Origin of the sequence: Brevibacillus sp. Leaf182 (assembly GCF_001423865.2) — a bacterium.
GTDB classification, from domain to species: domain Bacteria; phylum Bacillota; class Bacilli; order Brevibacillales; family Brevibacillaceae; genus Brevibacillus; species Brevibacillus brevis_C.
In genome coordinates, this window is record NZ_LMPN02000014.1 from 102,868 (window position 1) to 121,704 (window position 18,837).

The following is an 18,837-nucleotide window of genomic DNA, read 5'->3' on the forward strand; positions in this document are numbered from 1 at the left end:
TTCAATAGAAGTACCTCCTGAAGGAGGTACTTTCTCAATGTCCATTCTTCCTACTGATAACCCTTGATCACGATATACACAATCGCTACATAAAATACGATTCGATCCACAGTCCGATACATCGACTTGGACACCCGAATGCCGAGCCAGCCCACTCGCAACGGCCACAATAACTGTATGCGTCCCACCAGCATATCGCTGATCAGATGGGACAAAATCCCCCATAACGCTGCCATGGCAGCCGGAGAATCACCGAATAGCAGAAATGGAAGGAACAATATTACCCATGAATGTGTCACTGTACGGTGACCGAATCCTTTTTGCAGCATTTTGGACAAAGGTCCCATCAAGTTTCCGAGCTTGCTATTTGCTTGATCGATATCAGGTACGAGTGCCATCGTCGCGCCAATGACGCTGCCCTTCCATGACGGATAGGCGCAGTAGCCTGCGATGGCACCGAGTGCCATATGTGTTTTCCAATTCATTCGCCTTTCACACCGTCTTTCTAGGATAGTCTGATGAGCTTATGTACGGTTGGTGGAATGGCAAACCCATCATATATACAAATACTAGGTCTCCAACAAGGACATAAAGCTCTCCGGATCGACCCCATCTCCTTCTATCACAATGGCTGTCATTCCGGTTTCACTGCCTGATTCATGCCCTTCTCCTGTGATCCAGAATGCCGCCTGACCGCTCTGGATCGGGATGCGCTCTGAACCTTCTCCACGTACCCAGCCTTCACCGCTCACCACAAGAAAAAGCTGAGGACAAGTCGCCGGATGATAGCCGACAACCCCACCTGCTTCCAAATGGATACACCCAATTGAAACGGAATCAGGTGTGCGGATGACACGAGAAATCGTCGCATGGACAGAATTATAGCGATCAATCGTTTTGCCTACTTGCTGATCAAATCGGAATCGTTTCATACTATCCCCTCCGCCTTTTGACGTGTAAGCCTTATCATAGCGCAACTAGTGGTGCTATGACAGACTCATCTTCCACGATTACTGCCGAAACCAAATATTTTTGTATTCGACAAGACCAAGCGCATTCAACGAAACACCTGCTAGAGCCGAATGGTAAGCAGAATGCTGACGCGTATGGTATAAAAACAGCATCGCGCACTGCTCACGCAGCAGTCTCTCCACCTCCTGCAAGTGATGACGCTGCCCTGTTAATTCCCTCTCCAGCATCAAGGCATCCAACTCATGGTCTATTCGCTCGCGCAAGGCAGGGCTCCACAATTGTCGCGAAAAGCTGATATCCGACTTGAAGAACTCCACCATACCTAGCACCCACTGTTCATCAAAAACCTCACCCGCAACCACCATATCTGCCTGCTGGATGATTTCAGGCTTTTTCAATTCCTCAATCGGTAAGACGGTCACCTCGACGCAAATGCCACAATCCGCCAAATACTTCTGTAACCATTCTGCATTATTTTCGTTGCCTGCTCCTTCATACGTATACAATTGCATCGTTTGACCTTGGTAAAGGCGATGATCGGGCCAGCCTTGGAAGTCCCCAGCCCAGCACGCTGCCTCACCACACACGTCCTTGTTTTCAGGTAAAAATCCGTAAGCAGGCGCATACCGATTACCGCGTAGCTCCGTGATCATTTTCTCGCGCACGATGAGACGATCCAGCGCTTGCCGAAATGCGATATCTTGCTGCGGCCCAGGGCGATTCAGATTGAAAGCGAGATACGTGCAGCCTTTCTCCAGGCTCTGCAACTCCTGCCATTGCTCCATCGACCCGAGCTTATTCCAGAAGGTTTGGAAGTGCACCTCTCCTCGTTTTGAAAAGTAATCCTCGTTTCGCACATCCTGACTGTCTTCGGGAACAATCCAAATCTCTACCCGATCCAAATGAGCCCTTCCGAGAAAATACGTGGGGACAGCCTCCAAAATGAACATCTGCGAGTCATTCGTTACCAGCGAAAATGGTCCGCTACCAACCGGCAATCGGCTAAATGCTTGTCCCTTTTCCTGAATGACATCTCCCGGAACGATCGAGAGCCGATCCGATGCCAGTATGGATAGCAGTAATTGATTGGGACGTCTGAGCAAGATTTTTACCATCGTCTCTTTTTCAGCAGTAACTTTTTCTACATCTTCCAGCATCCAGCGATAAGGAGACCCTGTCTTCGGATCGGCAATGCGCTCGAGCGTCCAGACGACATCATGAGCTGTCAGTTCACGGCCGTGGTGAAAAAATACCCCTTTGCGCAAATAAAAGGTCCATTCTGTTCCACTCTCATTTACTTCCCAATGATGGGCGAGATGAGGGATGAATGCATCCATTTTTTCGTCATAACGAATGAGGGTATCAAATAGTTGCTTCACCATATGTGACTCTGTGCGCCTGTTGACAAAGGCAGGGTCGAGAGCGGGAATCGGCCTGTAAAAGGACATGCGAAGCGTATCCAGTTTCCGTTCACGGATTTCCTCTTGAATAAAGCCAAACTGCCCGGAGAGCCAGTCAAAAAAGTGCTCCCGCCCCTTGACTGTGATGGCAAAATCATTGAGGAGCTGCATGGCGCCTTCCAAATCGCCATCTTGTATACGCTCTTGAGCGATGGGTAAAACGATCTGCTCGATCCCGTAACACAAGACGATCCGCGAGACATTGCCTCGTCCTCTTCCCGGGCGCCATTCAATCCACTTCTGCTCCTCCATCTGCTTGATAACTTTTTTCGTATTTCGAATCGTGCAACAAAAAATCTGAGCCAGCTCGGCAAGGGTAATCTCCTGCTGTTCACCCTCTGTGACAGAGGCAAAATACTGGCGCAAGCGCAAGTAGTAGTAGGCACTTTGCATCGAGATGATCACTCTTTCTACGTAAACAGTCGCTGACGAATTCAAAAAGGGGTCCATACTCACCAAACACTCTACCCTTTTTCTTCCCCTTTTTCTAGCTACAATGAGATACGAAGAAGGAGGTTTTTTCATGCCAGTGCCTAACCACACCCCCGCCACGAAGCCTGAATCACACGAGAACATGTCGATCTGGCGGAATCGACCCTTTCTCGTCCTCTTTTTCACGTCCACCTTTATCGCGTGTGGAGCCAAGGTGTACGAACTAGCCTTGCCATTGATCTTGTATGACATGACCCAATCGCCAGTTGCCATGACGACCATGAAAAGCATTGAGTTTTTGCCTAATCTGCTGCTGGCGATGTTCATCGGTGTCTGGGTGGATCGCTTCTCCAAAAAACGCTGGTCGCAATGGATGGTCTTTGGTCAGATGATCCTGTTGTTTTTACTATATGGACTGACCGAATCGGGACATGCACAGGTCTTTCATTATTATGTGGCTGGCTTTTTCCTGATGGCGTTTAACTACGGGTTTCACAACGCACGCGTCAGTATGATCAAGCAAGTGGTCCCTACCCCACTGTTAACCTCAGCCAATGCTCGTTTTTCTTTTATGAGCACGTTTATTGAAATTATGGGGCCTGCGATTACCGGATTTATCCTGCTTCTGTCGACGCTGCACACTGGGCTGCTTATTACGGGTACAGCCTATTTACTGGCTTTTATGGCCATATCGTTTTTAGATCGTACAGATGCGCCTATCCCCTCTCAGGGCGGCTTTTTGCAAGAGTTACGAAATGGTTGGAAGGAGCTGTTGGGCAATCGACCATTATGGCAGATTACGGTGCTCGTGATTTTTCTCAATGCGACCTCGGGCATGTATGACGCCATGATCATTTTCTTCGCCAAGGATCACCTGAAGCTGGACAATTCCACATTAGGGCTGGTGCTTTCCGTCGCTGGACTTGGCGGACTTCTCGGCAGCTCAGTCGTTGCCTATCTGCGGAGGCGCTATCCTATCGGCCGCATCATGGGCATGACCATCCTGCTCCTTGGTTGCTCCTATTTGCTCATGGTTTTCGCGCAAAGTATGTGGGTGCTCTGTCTGTCTCTGTTTCTCACGGGGCTGATCAGCACGATTGAAAACGTCTGTATTTGGACCTTCCGTCAAGAAACTACCCCTGCCCACATGATCGGAAGAATTAGCGGGATCACCGGCTCTATTTTCAAGCTCGGGATTGTCTTTTCCATCTATGGTTCGGGCTGGATGACCTTGTCGCTGGGGCCATGGGCTGTCTTTTTGGCAGCAGCAGTGGGGAATCTCGTGGTTTTTCTCGTGTATCGAAGATTGGCTTTGTGGAAATTGGCGTAAACGAAAAAACACCCCTCGGAATCATTCTGTCGATTCTAAGGGGTGTTACTTGTGGCGAAGCTTTATACCTTGAAATGGCCTATCAGTTTTTCCAAATCGTCCGCGAGACTCGCCAGTGATGCAGCCGAGGAGTAGATTTCCTCCATCGAAGCAAGCTGTTCTTCTGTAGCAGACGAGACTTCCACCGAGTGAGAGACAGCCGATTGCGCGACAGTGGCGATCATCTGCATCGATTGTCCGACCTTGCCTGTACTTTCCGTAAGGGTATGTGCAGCAGTCGATACTTCTTGAATCTCATTCGTCACGCCCACAACAGCATCGCGAATTTGAGAGAACGCTTCTCCTGCTCTTGCGACGCCTCCCATTCCATCTGATACTTCTTGAGAGCCTTTTTCCATCGTGAGGACCGCTTCGTTCGTCTCCATCTGGATCGACGCTACCAGTTGGGAAATTTCTTGTGCCGATGCAGATGCCTGCTCCGCCAGCTTTCGCACTTCATCCGCCACGACAGCAAAGCCTCTGCCATGCTCGCCAGCCCTCGCCGCTTCGATGGCAGCATTCAATGCCAAGAGATTCGTCTGACCTGAAATTTGCGTAATGACTTCCACAATTTGACCGATTTGCTCGGAGCGTTTTCCCAAGCCACCTACCAGTGCAGTCAAATTCTCCATCGTTTCTCCGATCCCGTTCATCTGGGAAACCGACTGCTGGATGGTTCGATCCCCCTCTGTCGCCAGCTCTGAGGTACTGGCAGCCGCAGCAGACACACTTTGCGCACGAGCCGCAATTTTTTCAATACCTGCAGATATTTCTTCGACTTCCTGCTGACTCTCCTCTACGTTTTGGGATTGCCTGTCCGTTCCTTCCGTCATTTCCTGGATCGTGATGGCGATCTGTTCCGTAGCTTGGCTCGTTTGCTTCGAGCTCGCTGTCAGTTGTTCAGCCGCGGCTGCAACCTGCTGGGCATGCCCGCGAACCTGAGAAATCAGCTCTCGTAAATTGGCTAGCATCCGGTTGAATGAGCCTGCCAACTGTCCAATCTCGTCTTTGGAAAAGACGGTCAACTCTTGCGTCAAATCTCCTTTTCCGTCAGCGATATCGTGTAGCTGTTTGTTCACCCGATGCAGGGGGGCCACAATCGAGCGAATTAGAAAACCGCCGACCACAATTGCGACGAGAATTCCCACTGCATTAAAAAACAACTGGATCATGGCCGAAATTCCTTCGTTCTCCGCCAGCTCCTGTCTATCTACTTCGATTTCATTACGCACCTCTTCGACCAATCCACTCACAACCGAATCCATTTCTTTTCTCGCTTGCCGTTCCTGACCGAAATGATGAGAGATGGCTTCTTCACGTAATCCTTTATCCAGTGCCTCTACCACTTTATCGCTTGACTCCAGATAGGAATTATATAGTCTCTTTGCCTCCCCCATTTCTTCAAGATGGTGAGAAGACTCAAGAGAACTGTTCATTTTGGCAAACAGGCTGTCCACCTTTGCTGCCTTTTCCTTCAATTCCGTCCGAAATTCTTCATCGCCCGTTAACAAATAGGCTCGTTCGTCATTATTTCGACCCGTCATGATAAACTGCATTTCACGCAGGTCTGTCAATAATTCTTCCTCTTCGATAATTTTTGTATAGGATGCCTTCATTGCTAACATTTGCACGTACATATACGTACCTGAACCGAACATGACTGCCAATATGACACCAAAAGCCAGGATGATTTTTGTTCTGATTTTCACAAGGTGAGCCTCCCGTCATCTGATACTCTTGTTCATTCCCGGCTCCTCTTTCCTTCAAACACTTTGATGTGCAAACAAAAAACCGCCAGATTAAATTGGGGTAATTTTGGTATTTTCCAAAAAATCTTGAACAAACAACCAAGTACATAGTAGAATACAGACGAAGTATATACCATAATTAGGGAGATGAGTTAATGTTAGGTAATTTATCTAAAATAATTACACCTCTTGCACTTTCACTGTCATTGCTCACTGTTCCAAGTATGGCTTTTGCTGAAAAAGTTGATGCAAAATACGAGAAAGCAGTAAAACAAGAAAAACTTGAAAAACTTAACGAAAAATTAGATTACTTACGAGAGCAAGTAAGAAAAACGAAAGATTTTGATAAGGCAATGAAAATAACAATAGAAAAATACAATAATTTGAAGGTAGTAAATTCAGATGGTGAAGATGGAAAACCGATCAATGCATTATCTAACGAGGAAGGATGGATAACATTTACTGATAGAATTGTTTACGATGATGAAAGTGATCAATATGTGTTTGTTGGATATTGGGAGTGGGATGAGAAAGAAGGTTTTGTCGGACGTGATCCATACGATTTCGTAGGTGTTTATACAGATAATAAAAGAAGTATGCCAATAGACGTAGATGGGGTTGTCATCCAAGGTTGGAATGGCTTGGGTGATGAAGAAGCTTACTTCGATACAAGAACTGATAAAAAACGTGGTAAGGTAGCGTTAGCAAAACGCGCTACAGACGCAGGTGTTGGCTTTTGGATTAATGATCGATATGTTACAAATGGCACAATAACCGCTGTACTTGAAAAAGTTACAACAAACAAAAAAGAGCGGGTCTATTTACAATATGACCATTCTTGGACAAGCACTTCAATTACTGGCATAGGTGGTAACGTATCAGGTGGCGGTGGAGGTTTTAATATAACATGGAACACGGGTGTGAAGTATTTAAATACACTCACCTCTACAGGTGAATATTGGAAAGGATAATGTTAAAATTTGGGTGTCCCCCTTTATGGTGGACACCTGTTTTCTTAATGGAGTGGGAAAATTCAGTCTTTATTATATAATTAAATGAAGGGGCGGTAATAATGAAAAAGATACTAATCATGCTATCCTTGATGCTAGTGTTGGTGACCTCCGGATGCAATAAGGATGCAGCAGATATCAGTGAAGATGAAATCCGCATGCTTGCATACACCTACTCAGAAAATGTATTTAATAACTATAGATACATTGGATCTATCAGTGATTTTTTAGGTAATGCTAATGGAAAAGAAATCACATTGGAATCACTTCAAATGTATGTTAGTGGGTATAAACAAGGAAATGGCAGGAAGAAAATTTATGAAAGTGTAGAAAATATCATCTCCCTCTACTTTGCAAAACACTACAATGAACAAACCATCACAAAATTATTTGACGCGAATCGCAAATTATCCCAACTAACAAGGCAACTTAATGATTTGTTGACAGAAGAACATATAGCGGCAAAACTCACCGCAAATGAAATCATTGAGCTAAGAGAGCGAATTGACGATCTACTCATCTATGTATACCCTGAGCAAGAAAAGGATGAGACAGGTATAAATCTATATACTTTAATTACGAAACCTGAGAAATTACTTGAAAAGCATACCGTTACGGATATCGATATCTTTTTTATGAATGTTAACAACGCTATGGAGCAATTAAACAACTTACTGGAACAAGTCGATAAAACTTAATCCTTTAAACACGTTCGTGTGCAGAAAAAAACGTCAGGCAAAATCCCTGACTGTTCAAACATTCGGTACGCCTAAACTCCGAGCTTCGCAGCCGCTTTATCCTCTATACTGTAGTCCATTCCTTGTAATATGTTTTCAGGAGGATGATCAATCTCCCATGCAATCGTACGTCGCATAGACTCCTCTGCGGTCGTTTGTTCTGTATACCCCAGCTCTCTCCTGATTTTTGCCGTATCCAGTTGAATATGCTGCTTTGTTTCGATCTGCATGACATATTCGGTCGGCAACTCAGTAGACGGAGCTGTAATCACTTTGCCATTCCAACCGTAAACGCTGCCGATTCGCTCAATCCACTCTCGCATCGACAAGCATTGCTCTTCTGCTACGTGATAAATCTGATTCTTTGCTCGATCGTCGGTAGCCACCAGACAAATGGCATGCGCGATGTCTTCTACGTAGCTACGTGCCCACCGCCAAGAAGCAAAGCCTTCTTCGAGTAAAATATACGGACGTCCGTCACGCATCTGCTGAAGGTACGGGTAGACGCGATGCTGGTAATCATGAGGGCCATACACCATCGGCAAGCGCAAAATCGTGCCTGACAAGCTCTGCTGCCCCATCACAATTCGCTCCACGAGTACCTTGTCATACTCTTCACGATCTGGCCTTGCTCCACGGAATGGGTAACGATTCTCGCAAAGCATCGACTCTTCCGTAAGCGGCTCGGTCGTAATCGGACCCGATTCGATCTTGTTTACCCGTCCGAATGCCTGATACACGTCACAACTGCTGATCGCTACGACACGGCCTGCTATATCCTGAAACGTTTCTATCACTAGGCGGGCATCTGCTTCTGTGTACGGAAACAGATCAATGACAACATCAGGTGCAAAGGAACGAAAAGTCTCCCGATATTCATTCAGGTGGGCACGATCTCCCGTAATAGAGACGACACCTTGTGGAAGAGAAGCAGCACTGGGGGTAAGCCCCCTATTAAATACAGCAACCTCATGACCTGATTCTGCCAAGTGCTTCACTGCATGTGGACCGATAAAACGCGTTCCCCCCAAAAACAGGATCTTCACCCCGGCACCCCCAGCTCTACAATTTTTCGATCACTTTATCAATCAAGCCGTATTCGAGCGCCTCTGCGGCGGTAAGGAAATAGTCGCGGTCTGCATCTTTTTCGATTTGCTCGACTGTCTTTCCCGTACGCTCCGCGATGATCGTATACAGCATGTTGCGATGTCGCAAAATACGGTCGGCTGCGATCTTGATATCGCTCGCCTGTCCTTGACTTCCTCCCCACGGCTGGTGGAGCATGACTTCTGCATTGGGCAGCGCGTACCGTTTGCTCGGCGCTCCTGCGACAAGAAGCATCGCTCCCATGGACGCGGCCATCCCCGTGCAGATCGTGGACACATCAGGCGCAATGAAACTCATCGTATCGATAATCGCCATCCCTGCTGTGACAGAGCCTCCGGGCGAATTGATATAAAGGTGAATGTCTTTTTTCGGGTCCTCTGCTGCCAGGAAAAGCAATTGAGCTACGACTGCATTGGCTACCTGATCATCGATGGCACTGCCGAGAAAAATGATGCGATCCTTCAACAACCGGGAGTAAATGTCATAGGACCTCTCTCCATAACTCGTTTGCTCGACTACTACCGGAATGAGATTCATGAAAAACCCTCCTTCACTTGTTTACACTCGACTTTTTACGCGGCCATACGCATGCTGGTTGCTTGTGGAACCGTCACTGATTTTCTGTTAAATCCAGATGAAACCTGCGTCACCACTGCGGGATTACTCGCCGGACCTACTGACCATGTCTGAACAGATGCTTCTCTTTCGACCGCAACCCCATTTCCGCTTCGAGCTGGCATGGCAATGACCTGATCAGATTGTGGCTGGATACGATTTTCCCAAACGATTACGGGTTTGGACTTGTTTGACTCCACAGCTTGTGCCTTCATGCCTCGTCTCCTCCTTGTTTTGGATAAACCGCGAGAACCACCTGATATGTCTCTTGTCCCTTTTCTTTTGGCTGATACTTCGCCACAAGCTGATTCACCAGTTGGACGTATTCCTCGACAAAAGCACTGCGCTGTTCCGCACTGGCAAGCTGAATACTCGCATTCAGTGAGGCACTCGGAACCTCCACCTCTTGATCGGAGCGCTCCAGCAAGAGCATGGCATCCCGCTTGATTCGTTCTGCTGTCTGGACCAGATGAGACAACGATCCTTGATCCTTCATTTGCTGAACGGTATCGTTGCCCCAGTTCAGTCCTTCCGAGAGCACATACGTCCGCGCAATCGCCAAATAAAGCACCTCGACGAGATTGCGTACCTGTCGACTCCCTACCCGTCTGACCAATCCGACCTTTTCCAAGGCCTTCAAGTGATAATTGACACGCTGCGGGATTTCATTAATACCACGTGCGACTTCTGCTGCTGAAGCAGGCTCTGCCAAACGGCTTAATATCTCGGCACGGAGCGGGTTCAATAGCGCCATCGCCTGTTCCGGCTTCTCGACTACATATGTTTCCAGTTGTTCGTGCGCCACAACAACACCTCATGACATTAATCATTTACGTAAAAATAGTTTATTACGTTCATTTTTGTTTGTCAAATGATGGATAAGCCTTTTTTTCGACAACGACAAAAGCCCCGCTATAACCTGCGGAGCTTTTGTTTTTCATTACGATTCGGTTCGCTTATTGAAATGAGACGGTTTCGCCATCCTGCGGAACATGAACGCGATTGGACAACTGTTTTTCCTGCAAACATTCATTCAATTCCTGGCGGCTGAGCAAGCAATGGTTCCACGTCTCCATGTGGGCAACGAGGATACGGCTGTCTGGCGCGGCATCTGCGACATGGATGATATCCTCCTTCGTCATCGTGATCGGGTCTCCCGTCAAGAACTGGGCCGCACCTGCGAAAACGACGATCACATCAGGACGATACGCTGCAACAGCCTGCTCCACTTCCTCACACCAAATCGTATCCCCCGCCACATACAGCTTCGGCTCACCAGCTCGCTCCAGAACGAAGCCAGATACTGGCCCCATCTGCTGTCCAATTTCCCCTGTTCCGTGTTGACCACCTGTCCGATTCAGGTTAACCCCTTGCCATGTATACTCCTCTTCGATGGCAATGACTTGTTCAAAGCCATGCTGCACCAGCTTATCCAGATCCGGTGGCTGGCAAAATACAGGCAAATGCTTCGGGAGAAGGCGTATGGCCGCTTCATCGAGATGATCAAAATGGGTATGCGTCACCAAGAGAGCGTCCACGTCAGCGAGTGCCTCCTCCACGGATATGGGCAATTCTACTCCTGGATTCGGGCGCTGATTCGGTGTATTTGGTACTGCTGGCATTTCGCCCTTGGAGCTAAACATCGGATCGACCAAAAATGTCAGCCCTGCATATTCCACACGCAAGGTAGCATGTCGTACAAGCTGAATCTGCATGTCATTTCTTCCTTTCCTCGTTATCGTTATAATGGATGTACATTTATTGTATAAGGTCGTGAACGGTTGCCGCGAAACGATTGCTGGCTACCGACTTTCGCCGTGAAAGGAGATATACATGCTAGACCAAATTGATCTCTCCATCCTTGCCTTGCTACGCAAAAACAGCCGATTGCAGTGGAAGGACATTGGCGAACAGGTCCATCTAAGCGGTCAAGCCGTCGGAAACCGCATTAGACGAATGGAGGAGCAAGGCATTATTCAAGGCTATACAACGCTCATTGATGAAGCCAAAATCTCCCCGGTCCTCACTGCACTGGTTACCATGTTCATGACCACTACCGATCATTCTCTCTTCACTCGTTTTATCAAAAGTCGCAGCGAGATCGTCGAGGCGCACCGCATCAGCGGAGAAGGCTGCTATACCATGGTGGTACATGTTCCAGATCAAGATGCTCTCAATCATTTTTTAGATGCCCTGCTTCCTTTTGGGAACTACCGTGTCAACCTATCGATTAACAAATTGAAATAGTTGGCAATTCGGAAATGTATCCGCTCTCATGATTTTTCAGGATTGCACGATTTTGTGAACAAGAGTAGAATGATGAATACGAAAGGAGGAGAATCGCCATGGAAGATATGCTATTGCTGCTGTTTTCGCTGGAAGATTTCTTCGCCTTGGTCGCGCTTTTTGTAGGATGCTTCACTTCTGCTTATTGTCTCAGACAGTGTTGCCTGCAAAACCGGGCTCTACACCAGAACGTCACGGATACGTACCGACCTTCCATTAACACGTTGTTGGTTGAGACTTATCCATTGGCGGCAAGGCAACCGCAGCGCCTTCGCTTACTCAGGCGCATACAGCATACAGATGGCGAAATGGATACATATGGTTCCTTTGTTTTGGATCGCGTAGCGTAACGAAAATCCAAAAGGAGGTTGATCATATGATCGCCAAATACATCGGAGAAGCTTTGTTGTTTGTTGTGGGTCTGCCTATTTTCGCTTATCAAACATTCGAAGGAATGCACGCATTGGCAGATATCTTCGCACAAATGTCTGATTTTACCAATTTCAAATAAGCTTGATGATACAAAAGCCTGACCGCTTCTTTTGACGGTCAGGCTTTCTTTAATCTGCTTGGATGCGGTCTCCTCTTGTTGTCGGCTGCGAAATTACCAGAAACTCCACATCCTCTGCTCCCTCGTTTTTCATCTGGTGTTTGACTCCCGGAGGCACTTCTACCCCTTCCTGCCTGCCCAACTCATGATGAATGCCATCTATCTCCAAAATAGCCTGTCCTGATAGCACGAAGAAAAACTGACGCGACCGCTCGTGATAGTGACGCACTTCGGCGGTATTTCCCGGCATCCGCTCATGAATAACGCTGAGCTCTTGGCTTTTGACCAGATGCCAGCCATCGCATTGATCGCCCCAATGATAATGCTCTGCATTCTCTTTGCTGATTTTTGCCATACCTGCTCCTCCTCCGGTTTTTTGCTCTATCTTCACACGCTGAGGAGCATTTGTCACCAAGTGTTTACTTTTTCTGCCCAGTATGTTAAAATATTTGTGTATTCTAAGTGAATATTTGATTCGTTACTGGAGGAGCCTGTCATCATAGGGTTCTTTTTGTCTTTTTTTAGCCGACAAAAAGGAGTCTGTGATTGCGGGCTCTTTTTTTATTTCGTAAAAAGGGGGAAACCACATGCTTATTTTTCAACTGGCTGTCATTTTGATCGCCTCCAAAATCGCTGGTGACATCAGTGTGCGGCTGGGACAGCCATCCGTTTTGGGGAAACTGCTCATCGGTATCGTTTTAGGTCCTACCGTTCTCGGGCTGGTCACAGACACAGAAATCCTCAAGGAAATTAGCCAAATCGGGGTTATCCTGCTCATGTTTATCGCGGGCTTGGAGACCGATATTGATGAGTTCAAACGCACCGCCAAGTCTTCAACCAGCGTAGGTGTCGCAGGGATTGTCATGCCACTTGCACTCGGTTATGGTGCCGGGATTGCGATTGGTCTCTCCAACATCGAATCGATCTTCCTGGGCCTGTTGCTCTCTGCTACCAGTGTGAGTATTTCCGTACAAACGTTGAAGGAATTGGGCAAGCTAAAATCAAGAGAAGGCGCAACGATCATGGGAGCCGCTGTTATTGATGACGTTTTGGTCATCTTGGCACTCGCTTTCTTGATGAGCTTTGCTGGCGGTGACGTTAATCTCGGCATGGTGATTTTGAAAAAGGTCGCGTTTTTTGCCATCGTCATCGTTCTCTCCTGGAAGGTTGTCCCTTGGATTTTGAAAAAATTCGCTCCGTTGCAGGTTACAGAATCGGTCATTTCCGCAGCTCTTATCATCTGTTTCCTGTTCGCATATTTTGCTGAATATACAGGGGTTGCTGCTATCATCGGTTCTTACATCGCCGGGGTTGCGATCAGCTTGACCAATTACAAGCAAGAAGTGACGCACAAGGTCGAAACGATCAGCTATGCTGTTTTCGTACCCGTGTTTTTCACCTCGATTGGGGTAACGGCACAGTTCTCTGGCATCTTGGAAAATCTCGGACTGATTGTGCTTCTGAGCGTCATCGCAATTGTTTCCAAGCTCATCGGTGGTGCTTTTGGTGCAAAAATCACAGGCTTCCCATGGAAAAACTCGATGGCCATTGGTGCAGCGATGGTATCCCGTGGGGAAGTGGCGCTCATTATCGCCGCGATTGGTTTGGAGAGCAATTTGCTCACACAAGACATGTTTGCCGTCCTGATTGTAGTCGTACTCTTAACCACCATTGTCACTCCACCAATGATGAAATGGTTCTTCTCGAAAACGGCACAGCCAGAAGAAATGGCATTGAAAAAGAACGCCTAACACACCAAGACTGTTTCTCGCCTAGACGCGGGTGACAGTCTTTTCTATTATGGGAAAAATACCCTCTTTTCTGATAGGAGGCACACCGTCATGAAAATTGTAATCGCTCCGGACTCCTTTAAAGGTAGCCTGACTGCCAAACAAGTGGGCGAAGCCATTCGCTCAGGAATTCAACGCGCACTCCCGCATAGTGAACTTATCGTGAAACCGATGGCTGACGGCGGCGAAGGTACCATGCAATGCCTGGTCGATGCCACGGATGGCAGAATACTAACCACTACTGTAAAAAACCCGCTCGGACAGGATATTTCTGCTGAATTCGGCATTTTGGGTGACGGTGTAACCTGTGTGATCGAAATGGCTGCGGCATCTGGTCTTTACTTGATTTCTACCGCAGATCGCAACCCGCTTGTCACGACGACCTATGGCTTTGGTCAGTTGATTACAGCAGGACTGGATCAAGGGTGCCGCAAGTTCATTCTGGGATTGGGTGGTAGCGCTACCAATGATGGAGGCGCTGGCATGCTCCAAGCTCTCGGATATGCGCTCCTCGATCAAGACAATCAGCCACTCTCTTTTGGAGGTGGTGAATTATCACGTTTGAGCCGTATTGATACCAGTCACGTTGATAAGCGGCTGGCTGACTGTTCCTTCGTCATCGCGTGTGATGTCACCAATCCTTTTGTTGGACCCAATGGGGCTTCTCACGTTTTCGGCCCGCAAAAAGGAGCCACACCGGAAATGGTGCTGCAATTGGATGATCATTTGCGCCATTTCGCTGACCTGATAGAAAAGACCCTCGGCATCGCCATTCACGATTTGCCTGGGACAGGTGCTGCGGGTGGTGTCGCTGGTGCCCTTCTCGCTTTTTTGAATGGTCAGCTACGTTCCGGGATTGAGATTGTGATCGAGACGACCGGACTCGCGGAAGCCATGGACAAAGCCAATCTTGTAATCACAGGCGAGGGACAAGTCGACTCTCAGACGGCCCAAGGAAAGACGCCATGTGGAGTTGCCCAAGTCGCACAACGATACGGCATTCCCGTCATCGTCCTCGCTGGTTCCATTGGAAATAGCATCAACGCCCTTTATGAAAAAGGCGTTTCTGCCGTTGTCAGCATCACAAACAAACCGATGACGCTGGATCAATCGATGTGCGAAGCCGCCTCGCTCTTGGAGCAGACAGCCGAGCAGGTTATGCGGATTTATTGCCTGAAAACCTGATCGCCCACTACTTTAAAAGGAGGTATGTCAGCCTCTGATTGCAGTTATCGGACTCGTCATCACCTCCACCTTTGTCGTGCCGTTCTTGCCTTCACTCGGGCTGGATGCCATGCTGGAGACCGTTCTGATCAGATAAATCCAGACAGTCATGGCAATCGGCAGCGGTGAAATGGTCGTCAGTCATGTTAACGACTCTTATTTCTAGGTCGTGTCCCAATTCTCCAAAATGAGCCTCACCATCGCGTATCGGGCCCAGACATTGGCTACACTCGTGGAAGGTATTACGGGGATTATTGTGGTGGCAATTCTGGGGCTCATCATTTTGTGACGATTTTCCATATCGGTAAATGTCGTTGAGTCTGGTAGCTGTTGCATGCCAGCTAAACTTTTCTAAAGCAAGCTGGCGAGCTTCCCTCTTCATTTTCAAATACACCGATTTATTCGTGATTAACGAACGGATTGCATCTGCGAAGGCTTGCGGTTTGGTATATTGCTTGATCAGCAATCCAGAGCGGCCGTGCTCAATGACTTCTTTTATGCCACCGTTTTTCGAGGCAACGACTGGCAGTCCGGAAGACATCGCTTCGACGTTTACTAGACCAAATGATTCATGTTTTTGCGAAGGACATATGAACAGGTCCGCTTTTCTAAAAACGCGGTGAATACGGCGATGGGGTACCGTACCAAGAAATTGGGTACGTATGCCAAATTTACGGGAAAGCAACTGTAATCGCCTATAATATTTGCTTTTTGGTGACCCTCCGGCAATCATTACTTTGACTGGTTGGGCAACCTGTTTTTTCACGATCTTTGCTGCTTGAAGCAATACGGGAACGCCTTTGCGTGGTATAAGTCTGCCCGCGAACAATAAGGTGAAGGCACGAGAAGGAGGTTTTTTTTGAAGAGGGGAAAAACGAGATGTATCAACGCCAAGCCTTGCAACACGGATTTTTCTCGAAAGTCTGGGAAAACGAGCAGAAAGCCGTCTTTGAAGGGATGAACTGTTGGTGATAATCAAGTCAGCTTTTCGTAATCCAGCCAAAGTCTCTGTCCGGCTGGTGTGGGGGGAGTTGACAAAGGTCAGTGAGTGAAGATACAAGGATACGGTGGATTTTGGAAACATCGATTTGATCGACCTAACGAACTCCGGGCGATTATCGATCTGTATAATGTCAAATCGGCGCTTTTTCAGGATTTTTTTCACATGGGTCAAATATTTCGCAGGACTGCCGGTAGGAACTCGGTAAATGTTTACCCCATCGATCACAGAATACTTTGGATGACGAGGATGCGCTCTGCTGATGATCGAGACCGAGTGCCACTTACTCAATTCCTTGGCAATCGCCAGAATCGTAATTTCGACGGACCCCCCAAGAATGGGAGGGACGGGGATTTGCTCGGGGGCGATGATGAGGATTTTCATACCGAACACTCTCCTGTTTAAGAGCTATTGACTATCAGCATACTCATCAAGTTCCTGTAAAAAAGAACCGATTCTCCTCTCTGAATCAAGTGCCCATCGTAACCGCTTCATCGTAAACGGAATCCTTTTGAAAGGGGATACTACCAAATACGTCGAAAACGGAGATCGCAACCAGGCGCTCATTAGTTTGTACTCGCTTTTGTTGAGATTGGCAACCTGACGATAGCCATCCAGAATGGCTTTCGCTATGGAAAAATCCCATTGGTAATCTTTGCAGGAATTATAAATGATCCGGTATAAATCATAGGCGCGCAGATCGACACGCAAGGTTTCAAAGTCGATCAGATAGGTCCCTTCAGCATTGAGAATAAAATTGCTCGGCCCCCCGTCCCCATGACACAATATTCCATGTTTGCGTGGATGACGACGGTAGCTGAGATATCCGCTGCCTTTCAATAATCCTTCCGCTTGTCTGGCATACCGTATGATTTCCGCTCCATGTTGCTTGATAAAACGGTTAACTGGTTGGCTAAAACCATTTCTTCTCGCTTTTGCTATTTTCGTTTGGATATAGCGGTGCCGTTTATACAAAGTGGCGAACCATGTCCCCATCTCACTGTACCCAAAATTTCCTTTAAGGGCAGTCAATCCAGCCTCGTGAAAGCGTGCCAGCGCGACACCACATGCCCTCATATCAGCCAAAGATCTCGGTGAGGGCTTCCTCCCTGAAATCCAGGGAGTTAGCACAAAAGTCTCTCCTTTCTTTGAGAGATGATATGCTTTGCGACCCTCCGGCCTGTTTGGATTACGCCAAGCTAAAAGTGATCCGCCTCGCCGGACCCGTAAAAGCATTCGGTCGATCCACCGTATTCGGCCAATTCCTTTTGGCATCCGCTTTAAACTGAGCGTACGGCCGTCTAACGTTACAATCCGATGGATTCCTGCCCGAATTTTCTTTTGCTTGCGTACCCGGACCCCAAACTGTTTGGCTACGCCGGTAATGAAGTGTTTGCTCATTGTCCTTCCACCTTGTTCAGGTCTGTAAACAACGATTGATATTGAAGAGCAATCGAAGACCATTTATATTGTGCGGCAGTCAAATGGGCATTGCGTATTCTGCTTTTCGCTAGGGAAGGATTATCCCATAACGCTTTAATGGCTCGAGCTATACTTGAGCTTTTTACATCAGAGATGACTTGGGCATTTTTGGCGTTTACAAATTCCTTCAAGCCTCCTGACAAAGTAGAAACAAGTGGTACACCATTTGCCATTGCTTCCAATGCGACCAGGCAAAACGACTCTTTTTTGCTCGGAACAATAACGGCACCGTACGAGGTGTACATTCGTTGCACCGCTCCATATTTGCTCTTTTTGACCCAGTGAATTCGCTTCGTGAGGCCCATTTGTTTTGTAAGGGCTCTGATTTTTCTTTGATAGCTCATACGGCCGCTGCCTACAATGGTTAAGCGAACATCTTTATGGGTTCGTGCCAGGAGACCAATCGCTCTTATTAAAGCATCGACCCCTTTGGTAGGAATCAATCTACCTACGTACAGCAAATTAGTCGGGGCAGACTTTGACTGGCTGGTTCCAAGCTTAACACCGTGCGGGATAACAGAAAATTTATTGATATTTGTTTTGGGGTAACGTTTCCTTGTTGCACCTATTTGCCATTTACTCGGCACAATGATTCGACTTGCGCTACGAATCAATTTTGTTTGGTTTTTTCCAAGCGCGGAAAGGGCACCATGGGAGGTCATTGAGTGACAGGAATAGACGATCGGCACTTGAAACCGGACTTTCGCCCAGTTCGCAGTATCTGCGAACTCTGTACTATGCACATGAATGATATCGGGTTTGGTGAATCCTTTGCTAGAGACCGTGTTCAAAATTGCTTTCGCTTTGAAGGATTGTTTCGTGCGATGAAAATAGCGAGTACTTTTTGGAAATCGAAGAATCCGCAAATTGTCGTTTGGTTTTGATATCGTCAATCGCTTGGAATTTCCGGCGCATAGAACCGTTACCTCCACACCTTCCCTACTCAATGCTCGAGACAAATGAGTGGCGACAATCCCCAGTCCTCCGATTATGTTGGGTAGATACTCATTCGTCATGACCAACACTTTTAATTTGTTGCTCTCCAAACAGTACCC

General features: G+C 47.5%; 21 protein-coding genes. 8 read left to right on the forward strand and 13 right to left on the reverse strand.

The annotated features are described in order from the left end of the window. Positions 1 to 50: 50 nt before the first annotated feature. From ASG16_RS02565 to ASG16_RS02575, 3 genes are all read right to left on the reverse strand, one after another. Positions 51 to 485 carry a metal-dependent hydrolase gene (locus tag ASG16_RS02565; protein WP_056488709.1) on the reverse strand — a complete coding sequence of 145 codons (435 nt, stop codon included), beginning with the start codon at positions 483 to 485 and terminating at the stop codon, positions 51 to 53. 84 nt (positions 486 to 569) lie between these two features. Continuing rightward, positions 570 to 932 (reverse strand): cupin, encoded by a 363-nt coding sequence (locus ASG16_RS02570; RefSeq protein ID WP_056488707.1) that lies wholly within the window; start codon positions 930 to 932, stop codon positions 570 to 572. A 78-nt stretch (positions 933 to 1,010) separates the two neighbouring features. Then, the gene (locus ASG16_RS02575) at positions 1,011 to 2,882 is read right to left on the reverse strand and encodes an SgrR family transcriptional regulator (RefSeq protein ID WP_056488704.1); all 1,872 of its coding nucleotides are present in this window, start codon (positions 2,880 to 2,882) and stop codon (positions 1,011 to 1,013) included. Positions 2,883 to 2,955: 73 nt separating this feature from the next. Between ASG16_RS02575 and ASG16_RS02580 the strand changes: the two genes are divergently transcribed. Beyond that, positions 2,956 to 4,194 carry an MFS transporter gene (locus ASG16_RS02580; RefSeq protein WP_056488701.1) on the forward strand — a complete coding sequence of 413 codons (1,239 nt, stop codon included), beginning with the start codon at positions 2,956 to 2,958 and terminating at the stop codon, positions 4,192 to 4,194. Between the two features lie 62 nt (positions 4,195 to 4,256). Here ASG16_RS02580 and ASG16_RS02585 read toward each other — a convergent pair whose 3' ends face one another. Continuing rightward, positions 4,257 to 5,942 carry a methyl-accepting chemotaxis protein gene (locus tag ASG16_RS02585; RefSeq protein ID WP_056488696.1) on the reverse strand — a complete coding sequence of 562 codons (1,686 nt, stop codon included), beginning with the start codon at positions 5,940 to 5,942 and terminating at the stop codon, positions 4,257 to 4,259. 194 nt (positions 5,943 to 6,136) lie between these two features. On the opposite strand from ASG16_RS02585, the gene ASG16_RS02590 reads away from it, so the two are divergent. Together ASG16_RS02590 and ASG16_RS02595 are read left to right on the forward strand one after the other, a co-directional pair. Beyond that, positions 6,137 to 6,952: a hypothetical protein gene (locus tag ASG16_RS02590; protein WP_056488693.1), complete on the forward strand. Its 816-nt coding sequence runs from the start codon at positions 6,137 to 6,139 to the stop codon at positions 6,950 to 6,952. Between the two features lie 101 nt (positions 6,953 to 7,053). Next, positions 7,054 to 7,689, forward strand: a complete 636-nt coding sequence (locus ASG16_RS02595; protein ID WP_056488690.1) for a hypothetical protein — start codon at positions 7,054 to 7,056, stop codon at positions 7,687 to 7,689. 71 nt (positions 7,690 to 7,760) lie between these two features. Here the strand turns inward: ASG16_RS02595 and ASG16_RS02600 are convergent, their stop codons facing one another. From ASG16_RS02600 to ASG16_RS02620, 5 genes are all read right to left on the reverse strand, one after another. Next, the gene (locus ASG16_RS02600; RefSeq protein ID WP_056488686.1) at positions 7,761 to 8,774 is read right to left on the reverse strand and encodes an NAD-dependent epimerase/dehydratase family protein; all 1,014 of its coding nucleotides are present in this window, start codon (positions 8,772 to 8,774) and stop codon (positions 7,761 to 7,763) included. Positions 8,775 to 8,790: 16 nt separating this feature from the next. After that, complete coding sequence (clpP, locus tag ASG16_RS02605; RefSeq protein ID WP_056488683.1) at positions 8,791 to 9,372, reverse strand: ATP-dependent Clp endopeptidase proteolytic subunit ClpP; 582 nt, start codon at positions 9,370 to 9,372, stop codon at positions 8,791 to 8,793. A gap of 35 nt (positions 9,373 to 9,407) precedes the next feature. Then, positions 9,408 to 9,665, reverse strand: coding sequence for a hypothetical protein (locus tag ASG16_RS02610; protein ID WP_056488680.1), 258 nt, complete (start codon positions 9,663 to 9,665; stop codon positions 9,408 to 9,410). Beyond that, complete coding sequence (locus tag ASG16_RS02615; RefSeq protein ID WP_007726169.1) at positions 9,662 to 10,255, reverse strand: winged helix-turn-helix domain-containing protein; 594 nt, start codon at positions 10,253 to 10,255, stop codon at positions 9,662 to 9,664. The genes ASG16_RS02610 and ASG16_RS02615 overlap by 4 nt, the downstream gene beginning before the upstream one ends. Before the next feature lie 151 nt (positions 10,256 to 10,406). Beyond that, positions 10,407 to 11,165 (reverse strand): MBL fold metallo-hydrolase, encoded by a 759-nt coding sequence (locus ASG16_RS02620; RefSeq protein WP_056488677.1) that lies wholly within the window; start codon positions 11,163 to 11,165, stop codon positions 10,407 to 10,409. Between the two features lie 118 nt (positions 11,166 to 11,283). Between ASG16_RS02620 and ASG16_RS02625 the strand changes: the two genes are divergently transcribed. From ASG16_RS02625 to ASG16_RS31480, 3 genes are all read left to right on the forward strand, one after another. Beyond that, positions 11,284 to 11,697 carry an Lrp/AsnC family transcriptional regulator gene (locus ASG16_RS02625; protein ID WP_048036154.1) on the forward strand — a complete coding sequence of 138 codons (414 nt, stop codon included), beginning with the start codon at positions 11,284 to 11,286 and terminating at the stop codon, positions 11,695 to 11,697. A 98-nt stretch (positions 11,698 to 11,795) separates the two neighbouring features. After that, positions 11,796 to 12,086 (forward strand): hypothetical protein, encoded by a 291-nt coding sequence (locus ASG16_RS02630; protein WP_056488674.1) that lies wholly within the window; start codon positions 11,796 to 11,798, stop codon positions 12,084 to 12,086. A gap of 26 nt (positions 12,087 to 12,112) precedes the next feature. Continuing rightward, positions 12,113 to 12,247, forward strand: coding sequence for a hypothetical protein (locus tag ASG16_RS31480; protein WP_007726154.1), 135 nt, complete (start codon positions 12,113 to 12,115; stop codon positions 12,245 to 12,247). 49 nt (positions 12,248 to 12,296) lie between these two features. Here ASG16_RS31480 and ASG16_RS02635 read toward each other — a convergent pair whose 3' ends face one another. Continuing rightward, entirely contained in the window at positions 12,297 to 12,641 is a 345-nt protein-coding gene (locus ASG16_RS02635) for a cupin domain-containing protein (protein WP_056488671.1), read from the reverse strand. A 232-nt stretch (positions 12,642 to 12,873) separates the two neighbouring features. Here ASG16_RS02635 and ASG16_RS02640 point away from each other — a divergent pair, with 232 nt between their 5' ends. Then, on the forward strand, positions 12,874 to 14,037 hold the full coding sequence (locus ASG16_RS02640; protein ID WP_056488668.1) for a cation:proton antiporter: 1,164 nt from the start codon (positions 12,874 to 12,876) through the stop codon (positions 14,035 to 14,037). Positions 14,038 to 14,127: 90 nt separating this feature from the next. Next, entirely contained in the window at positions 14,128 to 15,261 is a 1,134-nt protein-coding gene (locus ASG16_RS02645) for a glycerate kinase (protein WP_056488665.1), read from the forward strand. A 91-nt stretch (positions 15,262 to 15,352) separates the two neighbouring features. Here ASG16_RS02645 and ASG16_RS02650 read toward each other — a convergent pair whose 3' ends face one another. The 3 genes from ASG16_RS02650 to ASG16_RS02660 are packed head-to-tail and all read right to left on the reverse strand — an operon-like array spanning position 15,353 to position 18,828. Beyond that, positions 15,353 to 16,684, reverse strand: a complete 1,332-nt coding sequence (locus ASG16_RS02650) for a glycosyltransferase (protein ID WP_241970679.1) — start codon at positions 16,682 to 16,684, stop codon at positions 15,353 to 15,355. 24 nt (positions 16,685 to 16,708) lie between these two features. Next, the gene (locus ASG16_RS02655) at positions 16,709 to 17,701 is read right to left on the reverse strand and encodes a phosphotransferase (RefSeq protein WP_056488662.1); all 993 of its coding nucleotides are present in this window, start codon (positions 17,699 to 17,701) and stop codon (positions 16,709 to 16,711) included. Next, complete coding sequence (locus ASG16_RS02660; RefSeq protein WP_056488659.1) at positions 17,698 to 18,828, reverse strand: glycosyltransferase family 4 protein; 1,131 nt, start codon at positions 18,826 to 18,828, stop codon at positions 17,698 to 17,700. Before ASG16_RS02660 ends, ASG16_RS02655 begins: the two co-directional genes overlap by 4 nt. Positions 18,829 to 18,837 lie beyond the last annotated feature (9 nt).

Excerpts from the sequence above, each read along its gene's own strand:
- ASG16_RS02565 (WP_056488709.1), bottom strand. The coding sequence starts at position 485 with ATGAATTGGAAAACACATATGGCACTCGGTGCCATCGCAGGCTACTGC.
- ASG16_RS02570 (WP_056488707.1), bottom strand. The coding sequence starts at position 932 with ATGAAACGATTCCGATTTGATCAGCAAGTAGGCAAAACGATTGATCGC.
- ASG16_RS02575 (WP_056488704.1), bottom strand. The coding sequence starts at position 2,882 with ATGGACCCCTTTTTGAATTCGTCAGCGACTGTTTACGTAGAAAGAGTG.
- ASG16_RS02580 (WP_056488701.1), top strand. The coding sequence starts at position 2,956 with ATGCCAGTGCCTAACCACACCCCCGCCACGAAGCCTGAATCACACGAG.
- ASG16_RS02590 (WP_056488693.1), top strand. The coding sequence starts at position 6,137 with ATGTTAGGTAATTTATCTAAAATAATTACACCTCTTGCACTTTCACTG.
- ASG16_RS02595 (WP_056488690.1), top strand. The coding sequence starts at position 7,054 with ATGAAAAAGATACTAATCATGCTATCCTTGATGCTAGTGTTGGTGACC.
- clpP (WP_056488683.1), bottom strand. The coding sequence starts at position 9,372 with ATGAATCTCATTCCGGTAGTAGTCGAGCAAACGAGTTATGGAGAGAGG.
- ASG16_RS02610 (WP_056488680.1), bottom strand. The coding sequence starts at position 9,665 with ATGAAGGCACAAGCTGTGGAGTCAAACAAGTCCAAACCCGTAATCGTT.
- ASG16_RS02620 (WP_056488677.1), bottom strand. The coding sequence starts at position 11,165 with ATGCAGATTCAGCTTGTACGACATGCTACCTTGCGTGTGGAATATGCA.
- ASG16_RS02625 (WP_048036154.1), top strand. The coding sequence starts at position 11,284 with ATGCTAGACCAAATTGATCTCTCCATCCTTGCCTTGCTACGCAAAAAC.
- ASG16_RS02630 (WP_056488674.1), top strand. The coding sequence starts at position 11,796 with ATGGAAGATATGCTATTGCTGCTGTTTTCGCTGGAAGATTTCTTCGCC.
- ASG16_RS31480 (WP_007726154.1), top strand. The coding sequence starts at position 12,113 with ATGATCGCCAAATACATCGGAGAAGCTTTGTTGTTTGTTGTGGGTCTG.
- ASG16_RS02635 (WP_056488671.1), bottom strand. The coding sequence starts at position 12,641 with ATGGCAAAAATCAGCAAAGAGAATGCAGAGCATTATCATTGGGGCGAT.
- ASG16_RS02640 (WP_056488668.1), top strand. The coding sequence starts at position 12,874 with ATGCTTATTTTTCAACTGGCTGTCATTTTGATCGCCTCCAAAATCGCT.
- ASG16_RS02645 (WP_056488665.1), top strand. The coding sequence starts at position 14,128 with ATGAAAATTGTAATCGCTCCGGACTCCTTTAAAGGTAGCCTGACTGCC.
- ASG16_RS02650 (WP_241970679.1), bottom strand. The coding sequence starts at position 16,684 with ATGAAAATCCTCATCATCGCCCCCGAGCAAATCCCCGTCCCTCCCATT.
- ASG16_RS02655 (WP_056488662.1), bottom strand. The coding sequence starts at position 17,701 with ATGAGCAAACACTTCATTACCGGCGTAGCCAAACAGTTTGGGGTCCGG.